The sequence below is a fragment of the Ferrimicrobium acidiphilum DSM 19497 genome, assembly GCF_000949255.1.
GTDB lineage: Bacteria > Actinomycetota > Acidimicrobiia > Acidimicrobiales > Acidimicrobiaceae > Ferrimicrobium > Ferrimicrobium acidiphilum.
This window is the reverse complement of record NZ_JXUW01000008.1, coordinates 80,560-105,065: the sequence shown is the minus strand read 5'-3', so window position 1 is coordinate 105,065 and position 24,506 is coordinate 80,560. Positions and strand designations below refer to the sequence as shown.

22 protein-coding genes, 1 tRNA gene, 1 other RNA gene and 1 pseudogene are annotated in these 24,506 nt (G+C 55.5%); 7 read left to right on the top strand and 18 right to left on the bottom strand.

Features of this window, described 5'->3' with window-relative positions; translation table 11 throughout:
• A partial coding sequence (locus tag FEAC_RS05835) for a transposase (protein WP_152623102.1) occupies positions 1 to 556 on the top strand: 556 nt, incomplete at its 5' end.
• Positions 557 to 1,270: 714 nt separating this feature from the next.
• Here FEAC_RS05835 and FEAC_RS14615 read toward each other — a convergent pair.
• Genes FEAC_RS14615 through FEAC_RS05820 form a run of 3 tightly spaced genes read right to left on the bottom strand, consistent with a single transcriptional unit; the run spans position 1,271 to position 4,073 of the window.
• Positions 1,271 to 2,500: an ABC transporter ATP-binding protein gene (locus FEAC_RS14615; protein WP_081901032.1), complete on the bottom strand. Its 1,230-nt coding sequence runs from the start codon at positions 2,498 to 2,500 to the stop codon at positions 1,271 to 1,273.
• Complete coding sequence (locus FEAC_RS05825) at positions 2,500 to 3,441, bottom strand: ABC transporter permease (protein WP_052565763.1); 942 nt, start codon at positions 3,439 to 3,441, stop codon at positions 2,500 to 2,502. Before FEAC_RS05825 ends, FEAC_RS14615 begins: the two co-directional genes overlap by 1 nt.
• Positions 3,441 to 4,073, bottom strand: a complete 633-nt coding sequence (locus tag FEAC_RS05820; RefSeq protein WP_035389020.1) for an ATP-dependent Clp protease proteolytic subunit — start codon at positions 4,071 to 4,073, stop codon at positions 3,441 to 3,443. The genes FEAC_RS05825 and FEAC_RS05820 overlap by 1 nt, the downstream gene beginning before the upstream one ends.
• 118 nt (positions 4,074 to 4,191) lie before the next feature.
• On the opposite strand from FEAC_RS05820, the gene FEAC_RS05815 reads away from it, so the two are divergent.
• A tRNA-Leu gene (locus FEAC_RS05815) sits at positions 4,192 to 4,273 on the top strand.
• Positions 4,274 to 4,406: 133 nt separating this feature from the next.
• Here the strand turns inward: FEAC_RS05815 and rdgB are convergent.
• From rdgB to FEAC_RS05790, 5 genes are read right to left on the bottom strand one after another with little or no spacing between them, the layout of a single operon-like run.
• Positions 4,407 to 4,991 (bottom strand): RdgB/HAM1 family non-canonical purine NTP pyrophosphatase, encoded by a 585-nt coding sequence (rdgB, locus tag FEAC_RS05810; RefSeq protein ID WP_035388991.1) that lies wholly within the window; start codon positions 4,989 to 4,991, stop codon positions 4,407 to 4,409.
• A 12-nt stretch (positions 4,992 to 5,003) separates the two neighbouring features.
• Positions 5,004 to 5,735, bottom strand: coding sequence for a ribonuclease PH (gene rph, locus FEAC_RS05805; RefSeq protein WP_035388990.1), 732 nt, complete (start codon positions 5,733 to 5,735; stop codon positions 5,004 to 5,006).
• Positions 5,719 to 6,645, bottom strand: coding sequence for a glutamate racemase (gene murI, locus FEAC_RS05800; protein ID WP_052565761.1), 927 nt, complete (start codon positions 6,643 to 6,645; stop codon positions 5,719 to 5,721). The genes rph and murI overlap by 17 nt, the downstream gene beginning before the upstream one ends.
• A complete protein-coding gene (locus FEAC_RS05795) occupies positions 6,638 to 7,822 on the bottom strand; it encodes an alpha-hydroxy acid oxidase (RefSeq protein WP_035388989.1) in 1,185 nt (394 codons plus the stop codon). Before FEAC_RS05795 ends, murI begins: the two co-directional genes overlap by 8 nt.
• On the bottom strand, positions 7,819 to 8,262 hold the full coding sequence (locus tag FEAC_RS05790) for a M67 family metallopeptidase (RefSeq protein WP_052565759.1): 444 nt from the start codon (positions 8,260 to 8,262) through the stop codon (positions 7,819 to 7,821). Before FEAC_RS05790 ends, FEAC_RS05795 begins: the two co-directional genes overlap by 4 nt.
• A gap of 27 nt (positions 8,263 to 8,289) precedes the next feature.
• Between FEAC_RS05790 and smpB the strand changes: the two genes are divergently transcribed.
• Both smpB and ssrA read left to right on the top strand, forming a co-directional pair.
• Positions 8,290 to 8,790: an SsrA-binding protein SmpB gene (gene smpB, locus FEAC_RS05785; RefSeq protein WP_052565757.1), complete on the top strand. Its 501-nt coding sequence runs from the start codon at positions 8,290 to 8,292 to the stop codon at positions 8,788 to 8,790.
• 55 nt (positions 8,791 to 8,845) lie between these two features.
• Positions 8,846 to 9,194: a transfer-messenger RNA gene (gene ssrA, locus FEAC_RS14610) on the top strand.
• A gap of 411 nt (positions 9,195 to 9,605) precedes the next feature.
• Here the strand turns inward: ssrA and FEAC_RS05780 are convergent.
• From FEAC_RS05780 to FEAC_RS05740, 10 genes and pseudogenes are all read right to left on the bottom strand, one after another.
• The gene (locus FEAC_RS05780; RefSeq protein ID WP_052565756.1) at positions 9,606 to 10,487 is read right to left on the bottom strand and encodes a cell division protein FtsX; all 882 of its coding nucleotides are present in this window, start codon (positions 10,485 to 10,487) and stop codon (positions 9,606 to 9,608) included.
• 6 nt (positions 10,488 to 10,493) lie between these two features.
• Complete coding sequence (ftsE, locus tag FEAC_RS05775; protein ID WP_035388988.1) at positions 10,494 to 11,180, bottom strand: cell division ATP-binding protein FtsE; 687 nt, start codon at positions 11,178 to 11,180, stop codon at positions 10,494 to 10,496.
• A 94-nt stretch (positions 11,181 to 11,274) separates the two neighbouring features.
• Entirely contained in the window at positions 11,275 to 12,378 is a 1,104-nt protein-coding gene (gene prfB / locus FEAC_RS05770) for a peptide chain release factor 2 (RefSeq protein ID WP_035388987.1), read from the bottom strand.
• Positions 12,375 to 12,680: an SEC-C metal-binding domain-containing protein gene (locus tag FEAC_RS16580; RefSeq protein WP_473234767.1), complete on the bottom strand. Its 306-nt coding sequence runs from the start codon at positions 12,678 to 12,680 to the stop codon at positions 12,375 to 12,377. The genes prfB and FEAC_RS16580 overlap by 4 nt, the downstream gene beginning before the upstream one ends.
• Positions 12,681 to 12,688: 8 nt before the next feature.
• Positions 12,689 to 15,113, bottom strand: a pseudogene (gene secA / locus FEAC_RS05765) (preprotein translocase subunit SecA); the annotation flags it as partial.
• 48 nt (positions 15,114 to 15,161) lie between these two features.
• The gene (gene hpf / locus FEAC_RS05760) at positions 15,162 to 15,713 is read right to left on the bottom strand and encodes a ribosome hibernation-promoting factor, HPF/YfiA family (RefSeq protein ID WP_052565754.1); all 552 of its coding nucleotides are present in this window, start codon (positions 15,711 to 15,713) and stop codon (positions 15,162 to 15,164) included.
• A 125-nt stretch (positions 15,714 to 15,838) separates the two neighbouring features.
• Positions 15,839 to 17,116: an adenosylhomocysteinase gene (ahcY, locus tag FEAC_RS05755; RefSeq protein ID WP_035388985.1), complete on the bottom strand. Its 1,278-nt coding sequence runs from the start codon at positions 17,114 to 17,116 to the stop codon at positions 15,839 to 15,841.
• A 138-nt stretch (positions 17,117 to 17,254) separates the two neighbouring features.
• A complete protein-coding gene (locus FEAC_RS05750; protein ID WP_035388984.1) occupies positions 17,255 to 18,292 on the bottom strand; it encodes an SIS domain-containing protein in 1,038 nt (345 codons plus the stop codon).
• Complete coding sequence (locus FEAC_RS05745; protein ID WP_035388983.1) at positions 18,293 to 18,532, bottom strand: Trm112 family protein; 240 nt, start codon at positions 18,530 to 18,532, stop codon at positions 18,293 to 18,295.
• The gene (locus FEAC_RS05740) at positions 18,529 to 19,890 is read right to left on the bottom strand and encodes a phosphohexomutase domain-containing protein (protein WP_201773857.1); all 1,362 of its coding nucleotides are present in this window, start codon (positions 19,888 to 19,890) and stop codon (positions 18,529 to 18,531) included. Before FEAC_RS05740 ends, FEAC_RS05745 begins: the two co-directional genes overlap by 4 nt.
• Before the next feature lie 1,573 nt (positions 19,891 to 21,463).
• Between FEAC_RS05740 and FEAC_RS05725 the strand changes: the two genes are divergently transcribed.
• From FEAC_RS05725 to FEAC_RS05715, 3 genes are all read left to right on the top strand, one after another.
• On the top strand, positions 21,464 to 22,786 hold the full coding sequence (locus FEAC_RS05725) for a MazG nucleotide pyrophosphohydrolase domain-containing protein (RefSeq protein ID WP_035388979.1): 1,323 nt from the start codon (positions 21,464 to 21,466) through the stop codon (positions 22,784 to 22,786).
• Between the two features lie 100 nt (positions 22,787 to 22,886).
• Positions 22,887 to 24,173 carry a phosphopyruvate hydratase gene (gene eno, locus FEAC_RS05720; protein ID WP_035388978.1) on the top strand — a complete coding sequence of 429 codons (1,287 nt, stop codon included), beginning with the start codon at positions 22,887 to 22,889 and terminating at the stop codon, positions 24,171 to 24,173.
• Entirely contained in the window at positions 24,152 to 24,475 is a 324-nt protein-coding gene (locus FEAC_RS05715) for an FtsB family cell division protein (protein WP_081901030.1), read from the top strand. Before eno ends, FEAC_RS05715 begins: the two co-directional genes overlap by 22 nt.
• Positions 24,476 to 24,506: the final 31 nt, after the last annotated feature.

Here is a 24,506-nt window from a genome sequence, read left to right as displayed (position 1 = left end):
AGGGTTCTTTGGCTACGACCTCTGGCAGCGAGCTGCCAACACCGGTGCCCAACTCCTCTGGCGGGCAAAGAGCAACTACCGAATTGAGACGGTCGCCGAACTCGAGGATGGTTCTTACCTTGGCAACGTCTATCACCATAAGGACAGGGGCAGAAAGAGTCCGCTTCTGCTCAGGGTGATTGAGTACCAGATCACCGAAGGGGAGGACCCGGATCTCTTCTACAGGCTCTTTTGCACCATCACCGATCCCGAGGTGGCACCGGCTCATGAACTAGCGGCACTCTACTCCAAACGTTGGGAGATCGAATCGGCCTTTGATGAACTAAAGACCCATCAGTCGGAGGCACGAAGAGTGTTACGGTCTCAGTCTCCCGAGCTCGTCTACCAGGAGATCTGGGGGATGTTAACCCTTCACTTTGGCATCAGGGAACTCATGTATGACGTATCGGCATCCACACGAGGGGACCCAGTGGCGCTCTCATTTGTTGGCTCTCTCCGGACGGTACGCACCAGTGCTATAACCAGTCCGGGTTTTTCCCCCTCAAGTTCTCGCTGAAGCATTCAGCCGCGCAAGCTGTCAAATCCTTGACCAAGTGCTCCCAAAACGAAGGTTGCGCTCCAACCCCCGTGTGATTCGCAAACGGATGAGTCCCTATCCCACCAAGTATCCCAACCATAGCAACTGGCCCCAACCCTCAAGACCAGCCAAAGATCTTATCTATGTCATAGGAGCCGGTCCCTAAGTTAACGGTATTGCTTGTTAGCCTGAGTTAGCCCAGACAAGGCCCGGCCATCCGCACTACTCAGGGCTCTGCTCTCTTGGCTCTGCTCTCTTGGCTCTGCTCTCTTGGCACTGCTCTCTTGGCACTGCTCTCTTGGCACTGCTCTCTTGGCACTGCTCTCTTGGCACTGCTCTCTTGGCACTGCATCACAAGGTTTCCATCGCCTCTATTAGTTGACCGACGTTCGACAGTCCACAGATACGTGACTCGAGTATATCCAGTCCTACGCTAGCTATGTCGCCTTCTGAAGAACATTGAGCGACCCTCGCCGTTACATACGCAAGTGAATCCACAGCCGGGGGTCCTTGCATCGGTTTTTGAATCTTACAGCAAGCAGATTGATAATTCTCTCTGTCTCAACAGAGAGCGAACAGTACCAAATCGCCCGAGTCCAGATCGACCGAGTCTAGATCGATTCTGGTAACCAATCACCGGCTATCTCCGAGGTCCTCAGCAATGGAGCGATACAGTGCGCTCATGCAGTCGACTCAGAGAAAGTTACGACTCGAAACCTCTTTGACAAAGACGTTCGCCTCAGCTGCGATAACCCCACCAACGCCCTTTTGCCCGCCGACTATCATGATCGCATTGTCCCAGCGTCGACTCTCAATCATCATCCCACTCTGAGGGTGGTAGAGATTCACCTGCATCGAATAGGAGCCAACCGCCAACGCAAGCGACCCAAACTGTACGACCGCCTCAACGCTGCCACGAATCAACACCGGCTCCATATCCATCTCCCGGGTATGGGCGCGGATGAGAGCAATCCCAGAGGCGTTGTAGATAAGCACCTCTAGATGACAGGATCCCGCTAGCGATGCGACATCCTCAATCGCGATCGCCAACTCCACCTGGCTCATGGCGGCTAACTCCACTCCACGGTCGGCATCCATGCCGTTGACCATCAACGAGTTCAAATGGATATCCCGGCTAATAGCCGCCTCTAGGCGATGATCCTCGGTACTCGGATCATGGTTCAAACCAGACCCCGAAAGCTGGAACTTTTGCAACAGCGCAACGGCCTCCGCCGTTGGGCCTTGACCGACCAGACGTCCGTGGTCGAGGACGAAAGCAGTTGAACAGACCGCTCGAACGAGATCGGGAGAGTGGGAGACGAAGATAATCGTCCGTCCCTCCTCCTGAAACTCACGAATCTTGGCCAGACACTTAAGCTGGAAGTTAGCATCGCCGACAGCGAGGACCTCGTCGACCAGAAGGATGTCTGGATCCATGTTGACCGCCACCGCGAAACCGAGACGTGCGTACATACCTGAGGAGTAAAACTTCACTTGGTTCTCGATGAACGGCCCTAGCTCAGAGAACTCGACAATTGCATCAAAGCGCTGGTCGACCTCCTTACGCGACAGACCCATTAAGGCAGCGTTCAAGTAGATGTTCGCACGCCCAGATAGATCAGGGTGAAAGCCAGCTCCAAGTTCGAGCATTGCAGCTATGCGACCACGAATACGAATCTCACCTGTTGAGGGTGTCAGGATGCCAGCAAGGCACTTGAGCAGCGTTGACTTTCCAGAGCCATTGTGCCCAAGCAATCCTAAAGTAACCCCTTGTTGCACCTCAAAGCTGATATCAGTAAGGGCTGGAAATACCTCGTGAGGTACTTTCCCAAAGTGAATTGCCTTTTCCTTTAAGGAGGTGTATTTCTCTTGAAAAAGCCGAAACGTCTTCGAGACCGACACCACCTCGACTGCAGTCGACACTACAACTCCTCCGCAAAGTTCCCTTCCAGGCGACCGAAAATATAGACAGATACCAGGAAGAAGATGAAACTGAGAACGATTATTGTACCAAGGACAGCGAGATACCACATAGGTCCATAGTTAGGAAGAATGTGCACTATCGTCCCATTCGTCCCGAGCGGATTCGCCTTCACATAAAAAGCCCTCTGGAAAGTAAGTGCGACCGGGGTCGTTGGATTGGCAAGATAAAGCCAGGTTAACCCGTGTGCGCGCAACTGCTTAGAGAGTTCCATGAACGGGTAGACGATCGGGGTAGCCCAGAACCATGCCTGGAGGAGGATCTCCATCAGGTGCTGCATATCGCGCAGATAGACGTTGACACCTGAAAGTAGCACAGCTAACGCGCAGGCGAACATCAATAATCCAAGAAGAGCGAGTGGAACCAACCACACGAAACGCGGGCTCGGCGCAACCCGAAAGACGACCAAAAAGATGGCCAATACGACCGTTTGAAAGAGGAAGAAGATGAAGGCTGAGCCCACTGAGGCGAGTGCCAGAATCTCCCTAGGAAAGGCGACCTTCTTGACTAGTCCACTGTTTCCAACTACTGAACCAGTCGCACCGAGAACGCCGGATTGGAAAAGGTTCCAAGCTAAGAGTCCGGTCGCTAAGTAGATAGCGAATAACGGGATACCATTCTTCAGTATCTTCTGGAAGACAATGTAGTAGATCAAGATAAACATCGCCGGATTCAAAAGGCTCCAAATGAACCCAAGAGCCGAATCCTTGTACTTGACCTTGATCTCCTTGGCAACAAGATCCTTTAGGAGGTCACGGTACCTCCAGATGTTAGCGATCCGCTGAGGCACCGTCATCGAGGGACGGACTAGGTGGATCGGCAACTCCCGATCGCGCCGATACCCAGAAGGCTCAGGCGTCGCTCCGGCGTGGTCGGTCTTCACTAGGAGTCGGACCCACTTGTGCTCGCACCATACGAATTCGTACGGATTACCTGGTCGATAAAGCCATACTCCTGTGCCTCATCAGCGGTGAACCAACGATCTCGTTCGGAATCAGCTTGAATCTTCTCAACCGGCTGACCGGTATGGAAGGAGATCCGCTCCGCTAGCTGCCGCTTTAGGTACATGATCTGCTCCGCCTGTATAGCAATATCGGCTGCCTGGCCCTGCATTTGGGCTAACGGCTGATGCATGAGAATGCGGGCATGTGGCAACGCAAATCGCTTGCCATGCGCACCAGCGCAAAGCAGGAACTGCCCCATTGACGCCGCCATACCGATAGTGATCGTTGAGACATCGCAGCTCACATACTGCATGGTGTCATAGATGGCGAGACCGTCATAGATCGACCCACCAGGAGAATTGATGATAAAAGAGACATCTCGATCTGCATCTTCGGCAGCGAGGAGCAACAGCTGCGCACAGATCGCGTTCGCCGTGAGCTGGTTGACCTCCGACCCCAAGAAAACGATGCGCTCCTTCAACAGCTGCTGGTAGACGTCGCCACCCCGATCGGCGTTAGCGGCATCCTTCAAGTCAGCAACAGAACCGGCAGTAAGGTCAGTGTGATCCATGGGATCTAGGCTAATCGGACGAGCTACCGCCAAAGTTCACTCAGACAAGGTAAGCCGACTTATCCTTATGCCTCCAAGGAACCAATACCCCTTTTTATCCGCTAGGATCACCAACAAAGCGGGCGTGGCGAAATTGGCAGACGCGCGAGGTTTAGGTCCTCGTGTCGAGAGACGTGGGAGTTCGAGTCTCCCCGCCCGCACAACGAGTAGTGCAGCCTCATCAGCGCGCCGTTTGGCCTGCTCGACTGCTACTTGCAGCGATTACTAGACACACCACTGGCCAGTCAATCAGGATTCATATGCTCGTTCGCGAGGGGGTCCGAGCACAACCGGCTACTCCTCGCGGAGATCAACAAGAGCATCAACGTTGGCTACAAGCGATGCAAGCGCGCGACCACGGTGCGAAATGCTTCCCTTCTCTTCCTGAGTCATCTGAGCGAAGGTACGCCCATCACCCTCGTTGGGAACAAAGACTGGGTCATAGCCAAAACCATGGGTACCGCGTGGCTCTCGCGCTATACGCCCCTCCACCTCTCCACGGAAAAATTGGGTCACCCCTCTTCGTTGTGCCATGGCGATGACCGTCACAAACCGTGCCCGCCTATCCTCGACATCACGCAACTCTGTGAGAAGCCGCCGAACCCGAGCAACATCTGTCTCTGCGTACCGTTTGGAGTATACGCCTGGAGCGCCGTGTAGCGCCTCAACCTCGAGTCCAGAATCCTCCCCCAAGGCGACACTAGATTGCATAAGACCTGCGATCGCCTTTAACTCCGCGTTCTCCTCGAAGCTGGCTCCGGTCTCATCAACCTCCCCTAGATCAAGGCGCTGGACTCGAAACCCCTTCGGGAGCATCGCCGCAATCTCGGCCAACTTGTCCTGGTTGCTGGTGACCAGGCCTAGTACAACCACCGGCATCGATCTATCCGTCTACTGAGCATGCTCGGCGAGTATCTGATCACCAAGGCTGAGCAGCTGTCCAATCCCAGACTCGGCGAGCTTGAGAAGGTCTACTAGCTGGACCTTGGAGAAGGGTGCACCCTCGGCTGTCCCCTGAATCTCAACGTACTCACCCTTTTGATTCATGACAACATTCATGTCTACCTCTGCAGAAGAGTCCTCAGGGTAGTCAAGGTCAAGGACCGGCTGACCATCAACGATACCCACCGATACCGCGGCGAGCGCGCTGGTGATGACCCCTGCTCGCACCCTACCTGCCTTCTCCAGTCGTGCTAGCGCTAATCGAAGCGCCAAAGACGCACCGGTGATAGAGGCGGTGCGAGTACCACCATCCGCCTGAATAACATCACAATCGACAACTAGTTCTATCTCACCCATCCGCTTCAGGTCAACAGAGGATCGAAGAGAGCGTCCGATCAGACGCTGAATCTCCACCGTTCTTCCTCCCTGTTTACCGCGTACCGCCTCACGTGGAGTTCGTTCGCGGGTCGCCGCTGGCAGCATGGCATACTCTGCAGTCACCCATCCTGATCCCTTGCCGCGAAGCCAAGGGGGGACACGATCCTCAGCCGAGACGCTACAGAGCACTCTGGTCTTCCCAACCTCGATGAGGCACGAAGCAAGTGCCATCTCGGTGTAGTCAAGGGTAACGGCCACCTCACGTAGCTGTGACGGATCTCGTTGGTCATGACGCTTGGCCACTTACACGCTCCTTTTCTTCTCTGGGGCCAACCTGGCTCCAACTGCTAGCACCCTGTTCGACCATAGTGGTCTCTTGTGCCCCAACCTCGATATGGTGCACCGACTCCAAGTCACCATGGAAGAGTCGCCTTCCCACCTCGAGAAAGTCAACGACAGATCCAGTGCACAAAAACTCGACCTTCCCTCTGATCTCCGGATTGTTCTCGGTAGGTTCGGTGTCAACCAAGAGTTCTCGAACCTCGAAAGCGGTCTCCTCGCCACTGGAGATCAACACTACTCCCTCTCCAAGCACCTCACGGAACTGAGCGCCAAGATAGGGATAGTGGGTGCAGGCAAGAAGCAAGGTATCCACCTCAGCCTCCTTGATCGGCCCCATGAGCGACTGCAGAAGTTCCATCAATCTCGGATCGTCTAGTGCACCAGCCTCTACATACTCAACGACGCCAGGGCAGGCGACGGCTGTAACTGCTTGTCCTGCAAGCCGTCGTTGATAGACACCGGAGCCGATGGTAGCAACCGTGCCAACCACCCCCACGCGAGAGTTCTGAGTAGCTCGCGAAATAGCTCGAACGGCTGCGTCAATAACACCGACGATAGGCACCTCACTCTCGGCTTTGAGTCTTTCAAGTGCGATGGCAGACGCCGTATTGCACGCGACAACCACCAGCTTAAGTCGGTAGTTAGCCTGTAGATACCTGAGGATCTCGAGCGAGAATTGAGTAACATCACTTGGATCGCGATCTCCATAAGGAGAGCGCTTCGAATCACCAAGATATATAAAGTGCTCGAATGGCAAGAGATCACGAAGCGCCTCAAGAATGTTCAGTCCTCCGAAACCAGAGTCAAAGACAGCGATCACCTCTGTGGCTGAGTCTCCACCAGTAACGTCAGAACTCGCCTGCTCAAACATCTGAGCTGCGCCCCTGCTCCAACCGAAGCTGAACCGCTCTCGGGTCAATCTGTCGTGGGCTTTCATAGCCGAGAATAGCCAACTGACGAACTAGTTGATGACGAAACTCAATCAAGTACTCAGTAGCGGCCCGCACACCTCCGAGCGCATAGGCAGCCATGAGCGGGCGCCCGATAGCCACCACTCTAGCTCCGAGAGCAAGTGCACAGATTGCATCTGTCGGATCCCCAATGCCACCATCTACGATGCATTCGCCCCCAGCAAGGGAACCTCGAAGCAGGGACAGTGCCTCAGCAGTCGTTGGAAGAAGATCGCTCTGCCTGCCACCATGGTTCGATATCCAAGGAGTGACCGACGACAAAGTCACTAACTTGTGCATCGCGCCCCAATCTGGGGTCGAAAGGACTCCTTTGAACATCGGGTCAATTCCACGTTGCTCACAATCGCGAATAAACCCATCGACATCGAGCTCGATGGCTTGCGCGATCGCCGCGCTCGAGAAGCCATCCCCAAAGGCAGGACCATCTTGGTCCTCGACGGCGAGTACCTCTTTGAGTCGATCCACCGGCGAGAAACCATGTACACTATCACGGTAACGAGCTCCCAAATACGGGGTGTCGATAGTCAAGGCAGCCGCTTTTACCCCCACCTCGGCTCCGGTATCGAGAAGTTGGCCGACAAAGTCATGATCCTTGGTCTGATATACCTGCAACCAGAGCTCTCCATGGCGTTGACCGGCAAAGCTCTCAAGAAGTATCCGATGATCCTCATCTAGTCCATCGATCTCGGCAGCATCAATACGCTGGCCGAGCTCAAAAGCGTCTGAGATCGCCGACAACCTGCGACTAGAGCGCGTCGAGATCGTGTACCCGAAACCAGCGACCCCGGCAGCGAAGGCTAGACCAGGCTCGCCAGCGGGATCGAGTATCGACTGAAAGGCGATTGGGGCCACCACCAGTGGGGTGTCGAGGTGACGGCCAAGAAAGCTAGTTCTACTCGTGGCCCGTGGTGGACGGCTGAGATAGGAGGGTGCTATCGAGAATCGCTGCCAGCTCTGATAGTTCCTGTGCATCAACCTTCCGCGGTCGGCTGCACCGAAGAAATAGTCAGCGACCGGCTCATCGAGATGGCCGGCTGCCTCAGCGATCAGATCGCGAGCCAACCAGGGCACCGTCACGAAACAAGCCCCCCAGACGGCTCTGGCTCGCCGATCATCAACTCAGTTACCATCCCATCACGAATAGCAAAGCAACGAAGCTCGGCTAACGGCCGGGCAAGCGAGACCACCACATAAAACCAACTTGGGTCGGGCGCCTGCGCAACATCGGTCGGGGAGGGGAAGGCTTCAGAGTTGGTGTGCGAGTGATACACGCCAACTACATTCAATCCCTGGGAGACTGCCGACTCACGGGCGCTCGCGACATCGGCTGGATCGGCCACAAATATCCTCGCAGAGCGTGCCTCGTTCCGTGTCGGGTACGCCTGCGACACACCACGCTCATCACCAAGCAACATCCCACACGCCTCAAGAGGATACTCCTGGGTACAATGCGCTAGAATAATGTCGCGGGTTAGCGTCTGCATCTCCACCATCGTGACCAGCGTACCAACCGACACCTACACATCCTTAGATTGCGACCTATATTGCCTCGAAGTTCAAAAAAAAAGAAGCCCCAAGATCCCGCCCACTTCGGGAACAGGATCGTAGCCCAAAACCGTCGTGCCCGCCACGATTACGAGATCCTGGAGACGGTTGAAGCCGGCCTAGAGCTAGTAGGTGGCGAGGTGAAGTCGTTGCGCGCAGGTCGCGTCCAACTCCGCGACTCCTATGCCCGTATCGAAGGCGGCCAGGCGTTGCTTCTCAAAATGAACATAGCCGCCTATGCCCAAGCAACTGGGTTTGGCGCCTTTAGTCCTGAACGCACCCGACGCCTGCTCTTGCATCGCTTTGAGATCGATCGCCTCGCCGGCAAGCTCGAGCAAGATCGTCTTGCCCTGATTCCGCTATCCGTATACTTCAAAAACGGGCTGGCAAAGGTCGAGCTCGGCCTCGGGCGTGGACGTACCATGTACGACAAGCGTCACGTGCTCCAAGAGCGCGATGCTGCCATGGAGATGAGAAGGCTGCATGCGGAATATCGCTGAGCCTGTCGCTGGCCATCGGGCCCGCTAGCTAAGTCGACTAAGATGAACCCCGAAAGGGGGTGTACCGGATTCGACTTTGGACGACTTTGTGAATGAAGCGAGCAGTGCTCTCCGGAGGCACTTTAAAAAGCCGGAAAACAAAATAAATGCCGAACCTTCGTTCGCACTCGCCGCTTAAAAACCGGTGACGTCCCCTTAGATGGTCGCGTCGACATCTAAACGGGGCGTTATAAACAGACGCTCACTCCTTTCGGCTCTTCTTGAGGCTCTTGGAGGACATCAATCAAGAAAACGGTAGTGAAGTCCGTCGGGTGGCACCACTACTGATCAAAAACCCGACTGCGCTCGGAGAAGAATCATGAAAGCGCCAAGGGACGCGGGTTCGACTCCCGCCACCTCCACGGTACTAGGGAAAGACCGCCTCACCAGGGCGGTCTTTCCCTGTATAGAACCACATCCACGGATGGTAGACACTATCTAGTACCATCGACACACAACCCAAGAGCGATAAAGTTCGTTCGCATAGCCGAATCCAACAGCTCAGATGGACGGCGCTGACCTGCTTGGTCCGGCTTATGCCAATGCCTCGACTAGCTCGCCGGCGAACAGACCTATCTCAACGCTGAAACTGGGAGCGAACTCGTGCTCCTGGGTTAGGAGCCTACCGAGTCGCGAAGCTCGCGATTACCGACCAGCGCATCGACGATCCAGAGAAAACTAAACCCGAGATCTCTGCTCTAGAATCTCTGTCTTAGAATCTCTGCTCTAGAGCGCCTGCGTGCCAACTGTTCTGACTTAAAGCGTTTAGTTGGCTATCACGTGGAAAGGAAGCGACGCACCGCAATCGTAGATCCTAGAGTACCGACCACAACACCCGCGAAGATGATAACAGCTATGGTGTCGATCAAGTTTTGGTTGGTAAGTACGAACCCACCAAGCAGATGCATTTTAAAGTGAGAGATTGCATAGCCAATAAGCGACTTGACGAGGATCACAACCCCTGTCGCCACCAAGGCACCTATCAGGCCCTGGATGAGCCCCTCGAGCATGAACGGGATCTGTATAAACGAGTTCGTTGCTCCAACCAATCGCATCACCGCGACCTCACGTCGTCTAGAGAATATCGCAACACGAATCACGTTCAAGATCAAAACCGCCGCAGAGACCAACAAGATGATGGCTACGGCGAGGATTACCGTCTGGGCGACGTTAGAGACGGTGGTGATGGTGTTGATCGCAGAGAAGTTATCGTTCACTGTATCGACTCCCGGCTGCCCCTGAAAGATCGCCGCAACCGCCTTGGTCTCCGCAGGGTTCACTAACGACACCCGCAAGAACGTGGGAACGGCGGACTTAGGAACTGCATTCACCAGATCGGGTTGATTGGCGAGTAGGTGTCTAAAGTCAGAGTACGCCTGTGCCCTTGGAACGTAGCTGAAGCTCTTGACGGCTGGTAGCTGACGCAACTGGTCCTCCACTGCCTTAAACTCAGTCGGCGAGATCTTGGGCTGCAAGAAGATCAAGAGCTGAACGTTACCCTTCCATTCGGCCGTCGCCGTTGACACACCCTGTTTGATCAGCAACGCCGACCCTACGAGCGAGAGCGATATTGCGACCGTAAAAATAGCGGCGAGTGACATCAAACGGTTACGCCACAGGTTGGTACCGGTCTCTGAGGCAAAATACTTTACTGACATCGCTAGCTAGACACCCAACCCGTATACGCCACGAACCTGGTCGCGGCTCAAATGCCCCTCGTCGATCTCGATGACACGACGCCTCATCGAGTCCACAATCCCGACGTCATGGGTAGCCATCACTACTGCGGTGCCGGTTCGATTGATGCGCTCGAGAAGATTCATCACTCCCCAACTGGTCTCCGGGTCCAAATTACCCGTCGGCTCGTCAGCGAGCAAAATAAGTGGGCGATTGACAAAGGCTCTAGCAATCGCCACTCGCTGCTGCTCACCACCAGAGAGCTGGTGCGGGAAGCGCTCCATCTTATCCTCTAAACCTACCAACCGAAGGATCTGCGGAACCTGCGTGGCGATAAATCTGCTCGGCTTACCAATAACCTCGAGAGCAAAGGCGACGTTCTGTGCGACCGTCTTGTTCGGCAATAGCCGAAAATCCTGAAAAATGACGCCAACGTTACGGCGAAAATGAGGCACCTTCCAGTTGGGCATGGTCACCAGGTTCTTACCAGCTACCCAAATCGTACCATCATCGGGCTTCTCCTCGCGGATCATCAGCCGAATCAGGGTCGTCTTGCCGGACCCAGACGACCCGATCAAGAAGACGAACTCCCCGCGATCTATCTCAAAGGATATGTCCCTTACGGCGGGGCTCCCTTTAGAATACGATTTGGAGACATTTTCAAACTTGATCACTCAAGAACTCCTTTATGCCGACCAGATCCACGCACAAACGGAGCGATCTCGATCGTCTCGACATATCCTACCACCCGAATGATTGATCAGTAGCTCAATCCTCATCATTTGACCGCCGCCACTCGAGAAAAGCCTGAATAAACGGGCCCAACCTGCCATCGAGCACCTCGGCTACATTATGGTCTTCGTACCCTGATCGATGATCCTTTACCAATTGATATGGAGCCAACACGTACGAACGGATCTGATTCGCCCAACTCACCTCGGCTTGCGGACCACCGATAGCGCTCATCTGGGCCCGAAACTCCTCCCGATGGCGCTGCTCGAGCTTCGAGATTAGTATCTGCATAGCTCTAGCCTTGTTCTGTAGCTGCGAACGCTCGTTCTGACAAGATACGACAATTCCTGTGGGTAGATGGGTAATCCGGACGGCGGAATCGGTGACGTTCACGTGCTGTCCACCAGCTCCAGAGGAACGATAGGTATCGATCCGCAGCTCCTTGTCATCGATCGCCACCTCAAACGACTCGTCCATCAACGGCGTTACCTCAAACGAGGCGAAACTGGTATGGCGTCGGTGCTGTGAATCAAATGGTGACATACGCACCAGTCGGTGGACACCACGTTCGGCTTGCAGTAATCCATAGGCATATCTCCCTTTAACGATGAAGGTAGCCGAAAGAATACCCGCCTCACCCCCAGCGGTGACCTCATCAAGTTCAAAGCTGAACCCTGCCTCGCCAGCGTAGCGCTCGTACATCCGCAACATCATCTCCGCCCAGTCTTGCGAATCGGTGCCTCCCGCTCCGGCATGAATCTCGGCGATCGCATCACCCTCGTCAAACTCGCCCGAGAGTAAGGCTCTGGTGTCGAGGCTATCGAGTCTGGCGGAGATCCAGCCGAGACTCTCCTCGAGCTCGGCAGCGAACTCTAGATCTCCTTGATCCAGGAACTCGGCCAAGACGCGAGCATCGTCGAGACGGCTGTGTAGCGACTCAAGCAGTGCCACATCCTCCTTGAGCTGGGTGTAACGCCTCGACATCGACTGTGCGCGCTCCGGCGACGACCAAAATTCGGGCGCTGCTAACTCAGCCTCTAACTCCTGTAGTTGCACGGAGGCGTCATCGACCTTTAGATAGCGCTTGGCAGCCTCAAGTCTCGCCTCGAGCAACTCAAGGCGATCGCTAGCGTCACTCACTTCCCGTGGCAGTGCTTGTACTTGAGCCCGCTGCCACAATAACACGGGTCGTTACGGCCGATTCGCTCCTCATCAGACTTGATGAGTGGAGAGTTCACCTCCACATCCTCGATGGGGCGCTCAGCGAGAGCGACAGCGCGCTGGGTCTCCTGAGCTACCTGGAATGACTCAAGAAGATTCACATCGCCAGGATCGGTTGCTCCATAATACGACGCCTGCCCGAGGTCTACTCCTTGGGTCTCTGGACCCACAACCTGAACTTGGAGTACATAACGGATGTAATCGTTTTCGATCCGTTTCATCAAATCCTGGAACATGTCGTAACCCTCCTGTTGCCAGGCGACCAACGGATCCTGCTGACCCATCGCACGAAGGTTAATACCATCCCTCAGATAGTCCATATCGATAAGGTGCTCACGCCAGTGCTGATCGACAACCGATAAGAGCACCTGTCGCTCGATCTCGCGTGCAGGGGCGAGTGGATCCTCGTCCCCATCGACCGCAAGGCTCGCGCATTTACTCTCATAGAATTCAAGCGCCTCAGCATGGAGTGAAGCCGATACCTGTGATTTCGTCGTCGCCTGATGTAGATCCTCCGCGACAAAGGCGGTTGGCCAATAGAGGGCAACCTGCTCCAAGAGTTCGTCGAGATTCCAGTTATCCTCGTAGTCGGTAGGCAGATAGGTATCTACCAATTGGTCGATCACCCGAGACAGGGAGGAGACTGTAAACTCCGCCAAATCCTCCCCAGCTAGAATCTCACGCCGACGTTCGTAGATCACCTTGCGCTGCTCATCAAGAACCTTATCGTACTTGAGTACATCCTTACGAATATCCGCGTTCTTCGCCTCTACCGCGCCTTGGGCACGCTCGATCGCACGAGAGACCGTCTTGGCCTCGATAGGTTGATCCTCCGGGAAGGCCTTGCCCATCACCCAGTTCACGACCCCGCCTCCGGCGAAGAGTCGCATCAGCTCGTCCTCTAGTGAGAGATAGAACCGGGTCTCACCAGGGTCACCCTGACGACCAGAGCGGCCACGTAGCTGATTGTCTATGCGACGCGACTCATGCCTCTCCGAGGCTATCACGTAGAGGCCACCAAGCGCCCTAACCTGCTCTGCCTCCTGTGCACAAATCAGCGCATACTTCTCACGCGCCTCCCGATAATGCTGTTGGCCCTCATCGCTCTCGGGATCGACTCCATTGTTGATCAACTCTGACAGTGCCAACCGATCCGGGTTCCCTCCTAAAAGAATGTCGACACCACGCCCAGCCATGTTGGTAGCCACTGTAACCCCGTGCAGACGACCGGCTTGAGATACCACCTCCGCCTCAAGGGCGTGTTGTTTGGCATTCAATACGGCATGAGGAATCGATCGTGCTCCTAGCAGCTTAGAGAGCAGCTCCGATTTTGCAACCGAGATCGTCCCCACAAGGACCGGCTGTCCCCGTTCGAAGCGCGCCTCGATATCGTCGACAATGGCGTTGAACTTAGCCTCCTCTGTCTTGAAGATCAGATCACCCTGATCGACGCGCACGACAGGCTTATTAGTCGGAATAGGAACGACGGTCAACTTGTAGGTCGAGGCAAACTCGGCGGCCTCGGTCTCTGCGGTGCCTGTCATACCGGCTAGCTTGTCATAGAGTCGGAAATAGTTCTGCAACGTCACCGTGGCCCAGGTGTGATTCTCCTCTTGGATGCGAACCCGTTCCTTGGCTTCAACTGCTTGATGGAGACCGTCAGACCAACGTCGGCCCTCAAGAATTCTCCCGGTGAACTCATCGACGATCTTCACCTCACCTTTATCGACGATGTAGTCTTTATCTCGTTTGTAGAGATCCTTCGCTCGCAGCGCTTGGTTCAATTGGTGCAGATAAGTCATCGCTGAGATGTCATAGAGGTTCTCGATCCCGAGTGCCTTCTCAACCTTAGCTATCCCATCCTCGGTGGTCATGACGATCTTCTTCTCTTCGTCAACCTCGTAGTCGACCCCCTCCTTGAGGGTCCGCGCCACCCCGGCGAACTTGTAATAGAGTTCAGGAGACTGCTGCGATGGACCTGAGATGATCAGCGGCGTACGAGCCTCGTCGATCAGAATGGAGTCGACCTCGTCGACGATGGCGTAGGCGTGTCCACGCTGGACCATATCATCGAGTGTCGTCGCCATATTGTCACGCAGATAATCGAAGCCGAGCTCGGTATTCGTGCCGTAGGTCACGTCTCTGGCATAGGCCTCACGCTTGAGCTTGGCATCGCTGATGTCGGCAGTAACTCTACCTACGCTAATTCCCAATCGATCGTAGATCTGGGTCATCCACACTGAGTCTCTAGCAGCAAGATACTCGTTCACCGTTACCACGTGAACGCCTTTGCCGGTGAGCGCATTGAGATACACCGGCAGGGTCGAGACCAACGTCTTGCCCTCACCAGTCTTCATCTCGGCAATCCAGCCGAAATGCAGCGCCATGCCACCCATCAGCTGTACGTCATAATGACGCTGACCAATTGCACGCTTAGCCGCCTCACGGACGGTAGCGAACGCCTCAACCAAGAGATCCTCGAGCGTCTCTCCTGCATCCAATCGATCACGAAACTCATCAGTCTTAGCCCTGAGTTCGTCGTCACTCAGTGACTCGAACTCAGGTTCGAGCTCGTTGATGAGAGGAACGACCTCAGCGAGTCGCTTGACCTTCTTGCCCTCACCAGTCTTTAAAACTCGATCGATTACACCCATATCAACTCCCGGTGGCTCCAAGCACTACAGCAGTCTAGCCTCCGCCTGCTACGAGGGTTCGACAGCCTCAGCCTGATCTATTAATCCAACCGAACCATCTCCACGCCGATAGACGACAGCGGAACGATCCGTTAGCGAATTGATAAAAAGGTAGAACGAGTGCGACAGTAGCTCCATACGCACAGCAGCTGTCTCCGGATCCAAGACCTCGAGCTCAAAAGCCTTCGAACGAACGATCTGGGGAACCTCATCAAGGTGCGAGGGATCGACTGTCTTGTCAGGGCGGTGATGTGGGTGGCTCCTGGCAAGGAGGCGACCCTTGAGCTTCTCAAGCTGATGAGCCAACTTATGCTCAGCACGGTCAAAGGCTGCCAACTCATCGTCGGCCGATCCCTTGGCGCGCGCCACCGTGCTTGACAACCGAAGCGTGATCTCTGCATGTGCCTTGTCGGCCTGCGCTGGATTTTGTGAGCGTTCGAAGAATACCTCTGCACGATCTACCTCTCCGAGGTATTTACTGAGTCTATGAACCCGATCCTCGATCAGAGACTTGGACTCATCGCTAATCACACAGCCCTTGCAACGGTACTCAATCTGCATCTCGTCTTCTCCTTCTGCCTTCCAGCTCCTGCGCCGACCCTATCCACTCAAAAACCGACCGCCATCTAAAGGGTCGCGAGCGAGGGGCCGACGTCGTCCTCAACACACAGAGCACATCCTCTGGCCTACTTCGTTCCGTCCGTCCACGAGGCGAGATACTCGCGTTGGGCATTGGTCAACTCGTCTATCTCTACCTGCATCGAGGAGAGCTTGAGTTCAGCGACCGATGCATCGATGTCGCTAGGCACATCGTAGACTCGCGCCGATAGTTCACCTCGGTGAGCAACAAGCCACTCCACACTCAATGCCTGGTTAGCAAAACTCATGTCCATCACCGAAGCCGGATGACCCTCTGCTGCGCTCAGATTGACGAGACGACCCTCTGCAATCACTTGAACCCTTCTGTCCTTGCCATCTTCGCCGCGGACAAGGAACTCCTCCACCATAGGGCGAACCATTCGACGACGCTCGCCGGTGGTCATAGCTGCTAGTCCTGCTAGATCGATCTCGACATCAAAATGGCCGGAGTTGGCGAGTACTGCTCCGTCCTTCATCACCCGAAAATGCTCGGGCCGCAACACGTCTCGATTCCCGGTTACGGTGATGAAAATATCACCAATCTGAGCCGCCTTGGCCATCGGAAGCACCTGGAAACCGTCCATAACCGCCTCAAGCGCGGGCAAGGGTTGGATTTCGGTGACCACCACCTGCGCTCCGAGCCCACGTGCTCTAGAGGCGACCCCTTTACCACAGTAGCCATAACCAGCTATCACGATGGTCTTGCCGGCCAAAAGCATATTCGTCGCTCGAATCACACCATCGAGAGTCGACTGCCCAGTTCCATACCTGTTGTCGAACATATGCTTCGTGTTGGCGTCATTAACTGCAACAATCGGATACCCAAGAGAGCCAGCCTGCTCCATGGCGCGTAGGCGAATGACGCCAGTCGTCGTCTCCTCTGTGCCAGCAAATATACTCTCGACCTGTTCGGGACGCTCCCGATGCACTCTCGACACGAGGTCACAGCCGTCATCCATAGTTACATGGGGCTTGGCGTCGAGAACCGCGTCGATATGCGAGTAGTAGGTCGGCGTATCCTCGCCGCGGCGTGCAAACACGGCGATACCGTCGTGTTTGACGAGCGAAGCCGCCACGTCATCCTGAGTCGACAGTGGGTTAGATGCTGCGGCAACGACCTGCGCCCCTCCCGCCTGTAGGGTTCGAAGAAGATTGGCGGTCTCAGTAGTGATGTGCAGGCAAGCCGCGATGGTCACCCCCTGTAGAGGCTTCGTCTTTGCAAAACGATCACGAATTGAACCAAGAACGGGCATCTGTCTGTCGGCCCATAGGATTCGCTGCCGCCCTGCATCCGCCTCGCTTATGTCGCTGATGTCGTACTCCACTGTCTACCTCTCTCTAAACTTATGCCATCGTCTTGGTCACGCAATGGTTTTTGGTCGTGTCATCTACTCTACCTGATGAGACGGGTACACCTATTAGTCGACAACCGATAGCAGCTAGCCAACCCGCCCTCAGTAGGTCTACTCGACGACAGAACCCGCTAAGAAACGTTTGACCTTGTCAAGCAGCGTTATAGGTCCAGGATCGAATCCAAGTCGTCCGGCAAGTGAAAGGGCAACGTAATCCCCGACAAAGGTGAGGTCAAAAAGATTGGCTAACTCTCCAACACCATGAGCTCCAACCTCGATACAGTGAGCGAACCGCGGGCCAATCGTCTCGGCCGCGAATTGGTAACGACGAGCAATCTGAGGATGTTCATGATCGTGACGAAGAATCACAAGTGAAAAATCACTGGCTAGCAACTCCGGGTACGCATCAAAGCCAGCAAGCTCGTTATGGCACGCCTCTGGATACACGGAGTAAAAGGCGGGCGCCTTTGCGTTCTCATTGATCTGCGCCTTCCACCGCATCGCAGCTACTTTGCCAAGTGAGCCAGAGGAGACGATGATAGGAATCGTGCCGGAGAGCTGTGACGCGACTACATCGGCGATCGAATCCGCCGAGTCGAGTTCAATCCGCCTCTCCTTGAGGCGCGCGATAGCGAGGTTGATCCAACCGGTTGCACCTGGAAACAACCCGACCTGATCCAAGACGCCAAGGACGGAGACCGATAGTGCACCAAACGCCGCTCGCGGCTGTGGGATAGTACCATCGACGTGAACGACACAACCACCCCGCTCCCGCATGACCCGATCGAGCTCGCCTCCAGCGGTAACGGCGACACATTTGGCTCCATGATCGATCGCCCTAGAGACTACTTCGAGTGTCTCCTCGGTGTTACCGGAGAAGGACACCGCTATGACTAGCGAATGCTCTCCGACATAGCTCGGTAGCTCATAGCCCTTGACGATGGTGATTGGGATCGGCATATACGGTGCGGCCGCTGCTATTGCCACATCTCCCGCGATGCCACTCCCTCCCATGCCAACCACAACGACATGTTCGATGTGATCTTTGTTCGGCAGGTCGCATACTGTAGAGATCTGAGATAGAGCCGTCTCCATCTGTTCCGGAAGCGCCCGCGTGGCCTCCCACATACCTTGGGAATCAGCTTGCACTTAGGCATCCTCCCCTTGGTCAGCAGAGGGCCTTTCCGATGCAAGCCCCAGCAAGCGGACATGCTCGGCGTCATCGACGATTTCAGCCTCCTCGATCAACAGGATTGGAATGTCACCCTCGATGCGATATTTGCGCTTGAGCCGCGGATTATACAACAGGCTCTCAGCATCAAGATACAGCAGCGGCTCGTGATCTACTGGGCATGCCAAGATGGCCACCAGCTCCGGCGAAAGGGTCATCGTACCTCCTCTGAGTCAGCCTTTGCCACCACCGCCAGAACCTCGTGAGAGCGACGCGATACCTCATCGTCAGTCGCAGCCTCTAGGTTGAGGCGCAACAATGGTTCGGTGTTAGATGGGCGAAGGTTAAACCACCAATCTCCAAAATCGAGCGTCAACCCGTCGAGATGGTCCACCTCGGCTCGCCCTTGATATGCGTTCTCGACGAATTTAAGAACCGCGGCAGTATTCTGAACTTTGCTATTTACCTCACCTGAGTCCGAGTATCGCTCGAGTGATCCTCTCATCTCTGACAACGAGGAGCCTTGGGTGGCCATCTCTTCGAGAACGGTGAGCGCTGCAATCATGCCAGAGTCTGCACGATAGTTATCGCGAAAGTAATAGTGGCCAGAGTGTTCACCACCGAAAATAGCGCCAGTACGAGCCATATCCGCCTTGATGAACGAATGGCCAACCCGAGTACGGATCGCCACTCCGCCCGCCTCTGTAATCACCTCCGGGACAGCCTTTGAACAGATCAGGTTGTACAAAATCGTCTGTCCTGGGTACCGGCTCAGGATCCGACGGGCGATCAGCGCGGTCGTCGTCGATCCTGAGACGGGTGCCGCCTTGTCGTCGACGAGGAATACTCGATCGGCATCACCATCGAACGCGAGCCCAACATCAGCGCCCACGGAGAGGACCTTAGCTCTCAAGTCGACTAAATTCTCGGGCTGGATGGGATCTGCCGGATGGTTGGGGAAGGAGCCGTCAAGGTCTCCATAGAGCACCTCAAGGCTGATGCCAAGGCCGTCAAAAACCGGCGGCACAATCAAACCACCCATACCGTTGGCGGTATCAGCGACGACCCGCAAACCACGTAGCTTGGCCACATCAACGAACGAGTGCACGTGAGAGACGTACTCATCCAACATTGGACGCTCTTGGCGCGTTCCGTGAACCGCGCGCGATGGCACCGAGGTGGCGAGATAATTGGTCGCCAGCTCCTGCACCTCCATCAATCCGCTCTCTGCACCCACCGGGCTCGCTCCTGCCCTGCAGAACTTGATGCCGTTGTAGTTTCCAGGGTTGTGTGAAGCGGTAATCATCACACCCGGGCAATTGAGTTTCCCACTAGCAAAATAAAGAAGGTCAGTCGAGGCCAGTCCGAGGTCGATGACGTCGATTCCTGCTCCAGTAAGCCCCTCTGTCAGTGCGGCTCTGAGCGCGCCTGACGAGAGCCTCATGTCCGATCCCACGATCACCTGGTCGGCATCGGCAACCTCTGCAAAAGCCGCTCCAATAGCCCGCGCCCAGTCCTCATTTAGTTCGTCTGGTACGATACCACGCACATCGTAGGCCTTGAAAATATCGCTCATGAGCCGGATTCACCCTCTTTCGCTACGACGACTGCTCAAATGCACGAACCCGTCATGACGGTCATGCAGCGGGACCAAACTAGCGTATTCTAGCCAACTCGGCGGCCCACCGAACACTGGCGAGCCTAGCAGAAGTGAGATCCTCCTCGCTCTGGAAGGCGGAGCTTCCGGGGGCGTTCATGCCGCCCTAGTTGATTGACCTTTCACTAGGTCGTGTCTTATCAAAGCTAGCTTGCGATCTTCGGTTACGTTCTTGTGCCGCTAGGTCTGTGGCAGGTGTGTAATTGGCTGCATTCACACCTGCGTTGACGGCATAGCCACACGACCCGCAGGAGAGGTTGGCTGGTTGGTCTCTGTAAATCTTTGTCGTCGCGAGATCACGCTCCGACCAACCTACGCCCGTGTTTGTAGACACGTTAACGGGAAACGGCGTATTTCGACTCCCAGTGCAGCGTTCGTGGCGCTATCTGTAAGGTGTTGGTGACAAGCAGTCCAACCTTGTCCAAGGATCGATGCGTTGAGCCCGGATTTGGCTCGAACGTTCCTTCCAGCCTTGGCTCTAGTTTGTCTGACTAACTTGGTCGTGTCTTCGATCTTCAGATCTTCGAAGATGACCACGTCATGGCTGTACACCCAGATCCGTAAGGTCTTTGTGATCGTTGGAGACCTTGTCAGCCCTTCGACTGAATCGCCACCAACCAAAGTGGACCGTGCTCAAGCGGCCATCCACCGCAACCACACGGATATCCCTACCCCTGACGAGTAACGCTTTACCCACGCCGCTCCAACCCCATTCTCTCAAAAGCGAGCTGGAGTCACCAAGAGACTCTCGGTCGCGCGGCCAAGGGCCGACTATCACCCGTCGGTCGCACACGCGACTCAACACAATCTGCCACAGTCCGACGATACGCAAGCCGATATCGAAGATCTCACCTAACCCACAGCATCTCACTGGTACTAAGCCAGTCGACTTTGTGGGCTAGGTTATCATCAGATCAGGATGCAGTTTTCGTTGGCCTACCGCTCTTACGGCGGCCTCCCGACCGCGCGGTAGTCATAGCCAACTCAACCACCTCAGCAACCTGTGTTTCAAATCCATCGCGACGCCACCAACGGCTACCACAGGCGGCACAACTCACAAGAACCACCTCATGATCGCCGACCCCTAGCTCGATAATTACGAGCTCCTTTTCACGACAGACAGGGCATAACGCATCCACCCAATTCCTCCTCCACCCATGCTCTGAGGTTCGTGGGGAACCTCAGAATTAAGTTCTCGGAAAACTTTGCGGAAAACTTAAACATTTGATGAAGCGTCATTCTCCTGGTAGGGCGGCACTTTCTTGAAAACTCTCATCAGGAGCTAATCAAGCCACTAGCATCGCGCGAACCTGTTGACATCTGGCGCGAAGATGGACCACGGCGTAACGACTGCGGTCACAAGGTACCCGCAAGCAAGAGGCAGGCCGTGGATTCCTGGGAACCAACGATAGCGCTCCACCCAGGCACTCAGCTAGTGAATCAGCACAAGTGAGGCTTACAACAACGCTGGGAGAGGCGGTAGCCTGGCTCCATGCAACCTACTATCGTCCTCGTCGGAGCCGGCATAGCCAATGCTTCACCACAAAGTCTCTCTGCTGCCTTGGAGGGGTGCACCACCGTGGTGTGCAGGACACTTCGCCATCCTGGCCTATCTGAAGCGATCGCTGAGATAGTTGAGCCAGGGGTACCCATACTCAGCTGCGATGACCTCTACGACGGAGCTACTGACTTCGATGAGCTCTATCCAAAGATCGCAGATCGAATCGTGAGTCTCGCGAAAATGACGGATGACACTCGCCTTGCCTACGTCGTTCCAGGATCTCCAGCCATCGGAGAACGAAGCGTGCAACTCCTACTTAAAGAGCCCGGCATCACTATAGAGATCGGGGCGGGACTCGGTCTCATCGACTACGCCGCACTCAAGCTCCACTGGGATCCGATCGATGGGCTAAAGATAGTAGACGCCATAGATCTTCTCGACCAGCTCCCCACCGACAGCGAAACGCTGCTCGTACTGCAGTGCTTTGATCCTATGATCGCGCGAGAGATCACAGCCAAAGTAGAGGAGCGTCATGGTCACGTCCAGATGCTTCACCACCTCGGCCAGGCCGATGAGAAGGTAGTTGACGTCGTCGAGACAAGCGCTGAACTTGACCTCTGCGACCACCTTACCAGCCTCTTTATCACCAATCTCACCCCGCTCTACGGCGATTTGAGTTCGCTAATCGATGTTGTACATAGATTGCGCGTCGAGTGTCCCTGGGATGCAGAGCAGACGCATCGCTCGCTCGCGCGCCACCTACTAGAAGAGGCTCACGAGGTGGTCCAGGCGATCGATGATCTCGAGTTAACCGATGTTGTTACCGCAACAGAAGAACCAACCCTCGTTGCTCATCTTGAGGAGGAGCTCGGCGATCTGCTCCTTCAGGTTCTGATGCACGCCGAGATAGCTAGCGAGGTCGAGGACTTCGATCTTGCTTCCATCGCACGCACGCTCCAGACCAAACTTGTTCGACGTCACCCACACGTCTTTGCCGACGTCGACGTCGACTCGGCAGAGCAAGTCGTGGCCAATTGGGAGACCATAAAGGCCGAGGAGCGGAGGAACTCCACTCGATCCCAAGTGCCTGAAGCCCTCCCAGCGGCGCTCAGACTCCAAAAGAGTTACCGCAAGCTCACCGGTCTCGGTCTCACTCCAGAGGAACTAATCGCGAGAATCGATGCATCCTCAACGACAGATCAAAGTGCCACCAATTTTGCGCTGGCAGCATTGACCGCGCTCACCCAGGAGATCGATCTTGAGGAGACACTTCGCCGTGCGGCCCGTCTGCTCGAGGAACTCATACCAGGTTGATCGGCTCGCAGGTCGTCTCCAACTATGGCGACGATGTGCCACTAGACCTGCTTAGATGCTAAGTTAAATGAGACGGCAAGACAAGACGAAAGGCAACCTTATGGCACGCAATGATACTGAGATCACCCAGGTAGCAGCGCGAATGGTGCTCGACTCCCGGGGAAATCCGACAGTTGAGGCGGAGGTCGCTCTCGTTGGCGGCGCCCGCGGGCGGGCCATCGTGCCGTCAGGAGCCTCAACAGGTAAGTTCGAGGCGGTAGAGCTGAGAGACGGCGGACCAACCTATGGAGGTAAAGGCGTCAGCAAGGCTATAGCCAACGTCAACGGCCCGATCGCCGGAGCCGTGATCGGTTATGACGCCCGTCAACAACGACTCTTGGATAGAGCAATGATCTCCCTTGACGACACACAGGACAAGTCGCGACTGGGTGCCAACGCGATGCTCTCGGTCTCGCTCGCAGCCGCCAGGGCCGCGGCCAACGCCTCCCGCCTCCCACTCACCTCTTACCTCGGTGGCGTGAATGCAACCCTACTCCCAGTGCCGATGATGAACGTGATCAACGGAGGAGTACACGCCTCGAACAACCTCGACATGCAAGAGTTCATGCTCGTTCCTCATGGAGCGGTAACGTTTAGAGAGGCACTGCAGTGGGGAGTACAAACCTATGCGGCTTTGAAGGCAGAACTCGCCGCACAATCACTCTCGACTACCGTCGGCGATGAGGGCGGTTTTGCGCCCAACCTACACTCGCACCAAGAGGCGCTTGAACTCTTGGTCAAGGCGATTGAAAAGGCTGGCCTAAGGCCAGGCATCGACGTCTCACTAGCGTTAGATCCCGCCAGCACCGAGTTCTTCCGCGAGGGCCACTACGTCTTGAAGGGCGAGGACAAGTCGTTGACGCCAGATGAGATGGTCGATTACTATGCACAGCTAGTCGATGCATTTCCCATCGTCTCGATCGAAGATCCGATGGCAGAGGAGGATTGGGAGGGATGGAAGATCTTCACCCAACGACTACGCGGCAAGATTCAAATTGTTGGCGACGACATCTTCGTCACCAATCCGCGGAGGCTCGAGCGTGGCTTCAAGGAGTCAGTTGCCGACTCCATTTTGATCAAGCTGAATCAGATCGGCACGCTTACTGAGACGCTGGAGACTATGGAGCTCGCACGTTCCCACGGCTACTCCACCGTCATATCGCATCGTTCTGGCGAGACCGAAGACACCTTCATAGCAGACCTCGCCGTCGCGACTGGGGCTGGGCAGATCAAGACGGGAGCGCCGGCGCGCTCTGATAGAGTTGCAAAATACAACCAGCTGCTCCGAATTGAAGCTATGCTAGGCGAAGGGGCGAGGTTCATCGATTGGGTCAAGAGAGGCAAGTGAAGGTTCGGCGGCGGGTCATCATCATCGCAGCCCTGCTCGTGGGCGCTGTGATCTATGTCACGGCCGTCCTTCCTGCTGGACAACTCCTCGGCGCGGTTACCACCAAGCACAACGACGCGGCGACTTTGCGGGCATTACAGTCCGAGAATACCAACCTCAAACGGAGGATTGCGCAGCTCAACTCGCCACAATGGATCGAGACCATCGCGCGCAACGATTTTGGAATGTATCCCACTGGTTCGACTCCGTATCAAATTCTCCCCAGTTCACCCCTCTATCACCCGCGGACACACCAATCTTGAGCAGTGAGCCGCGCGCTCCCTTCCATCGAAC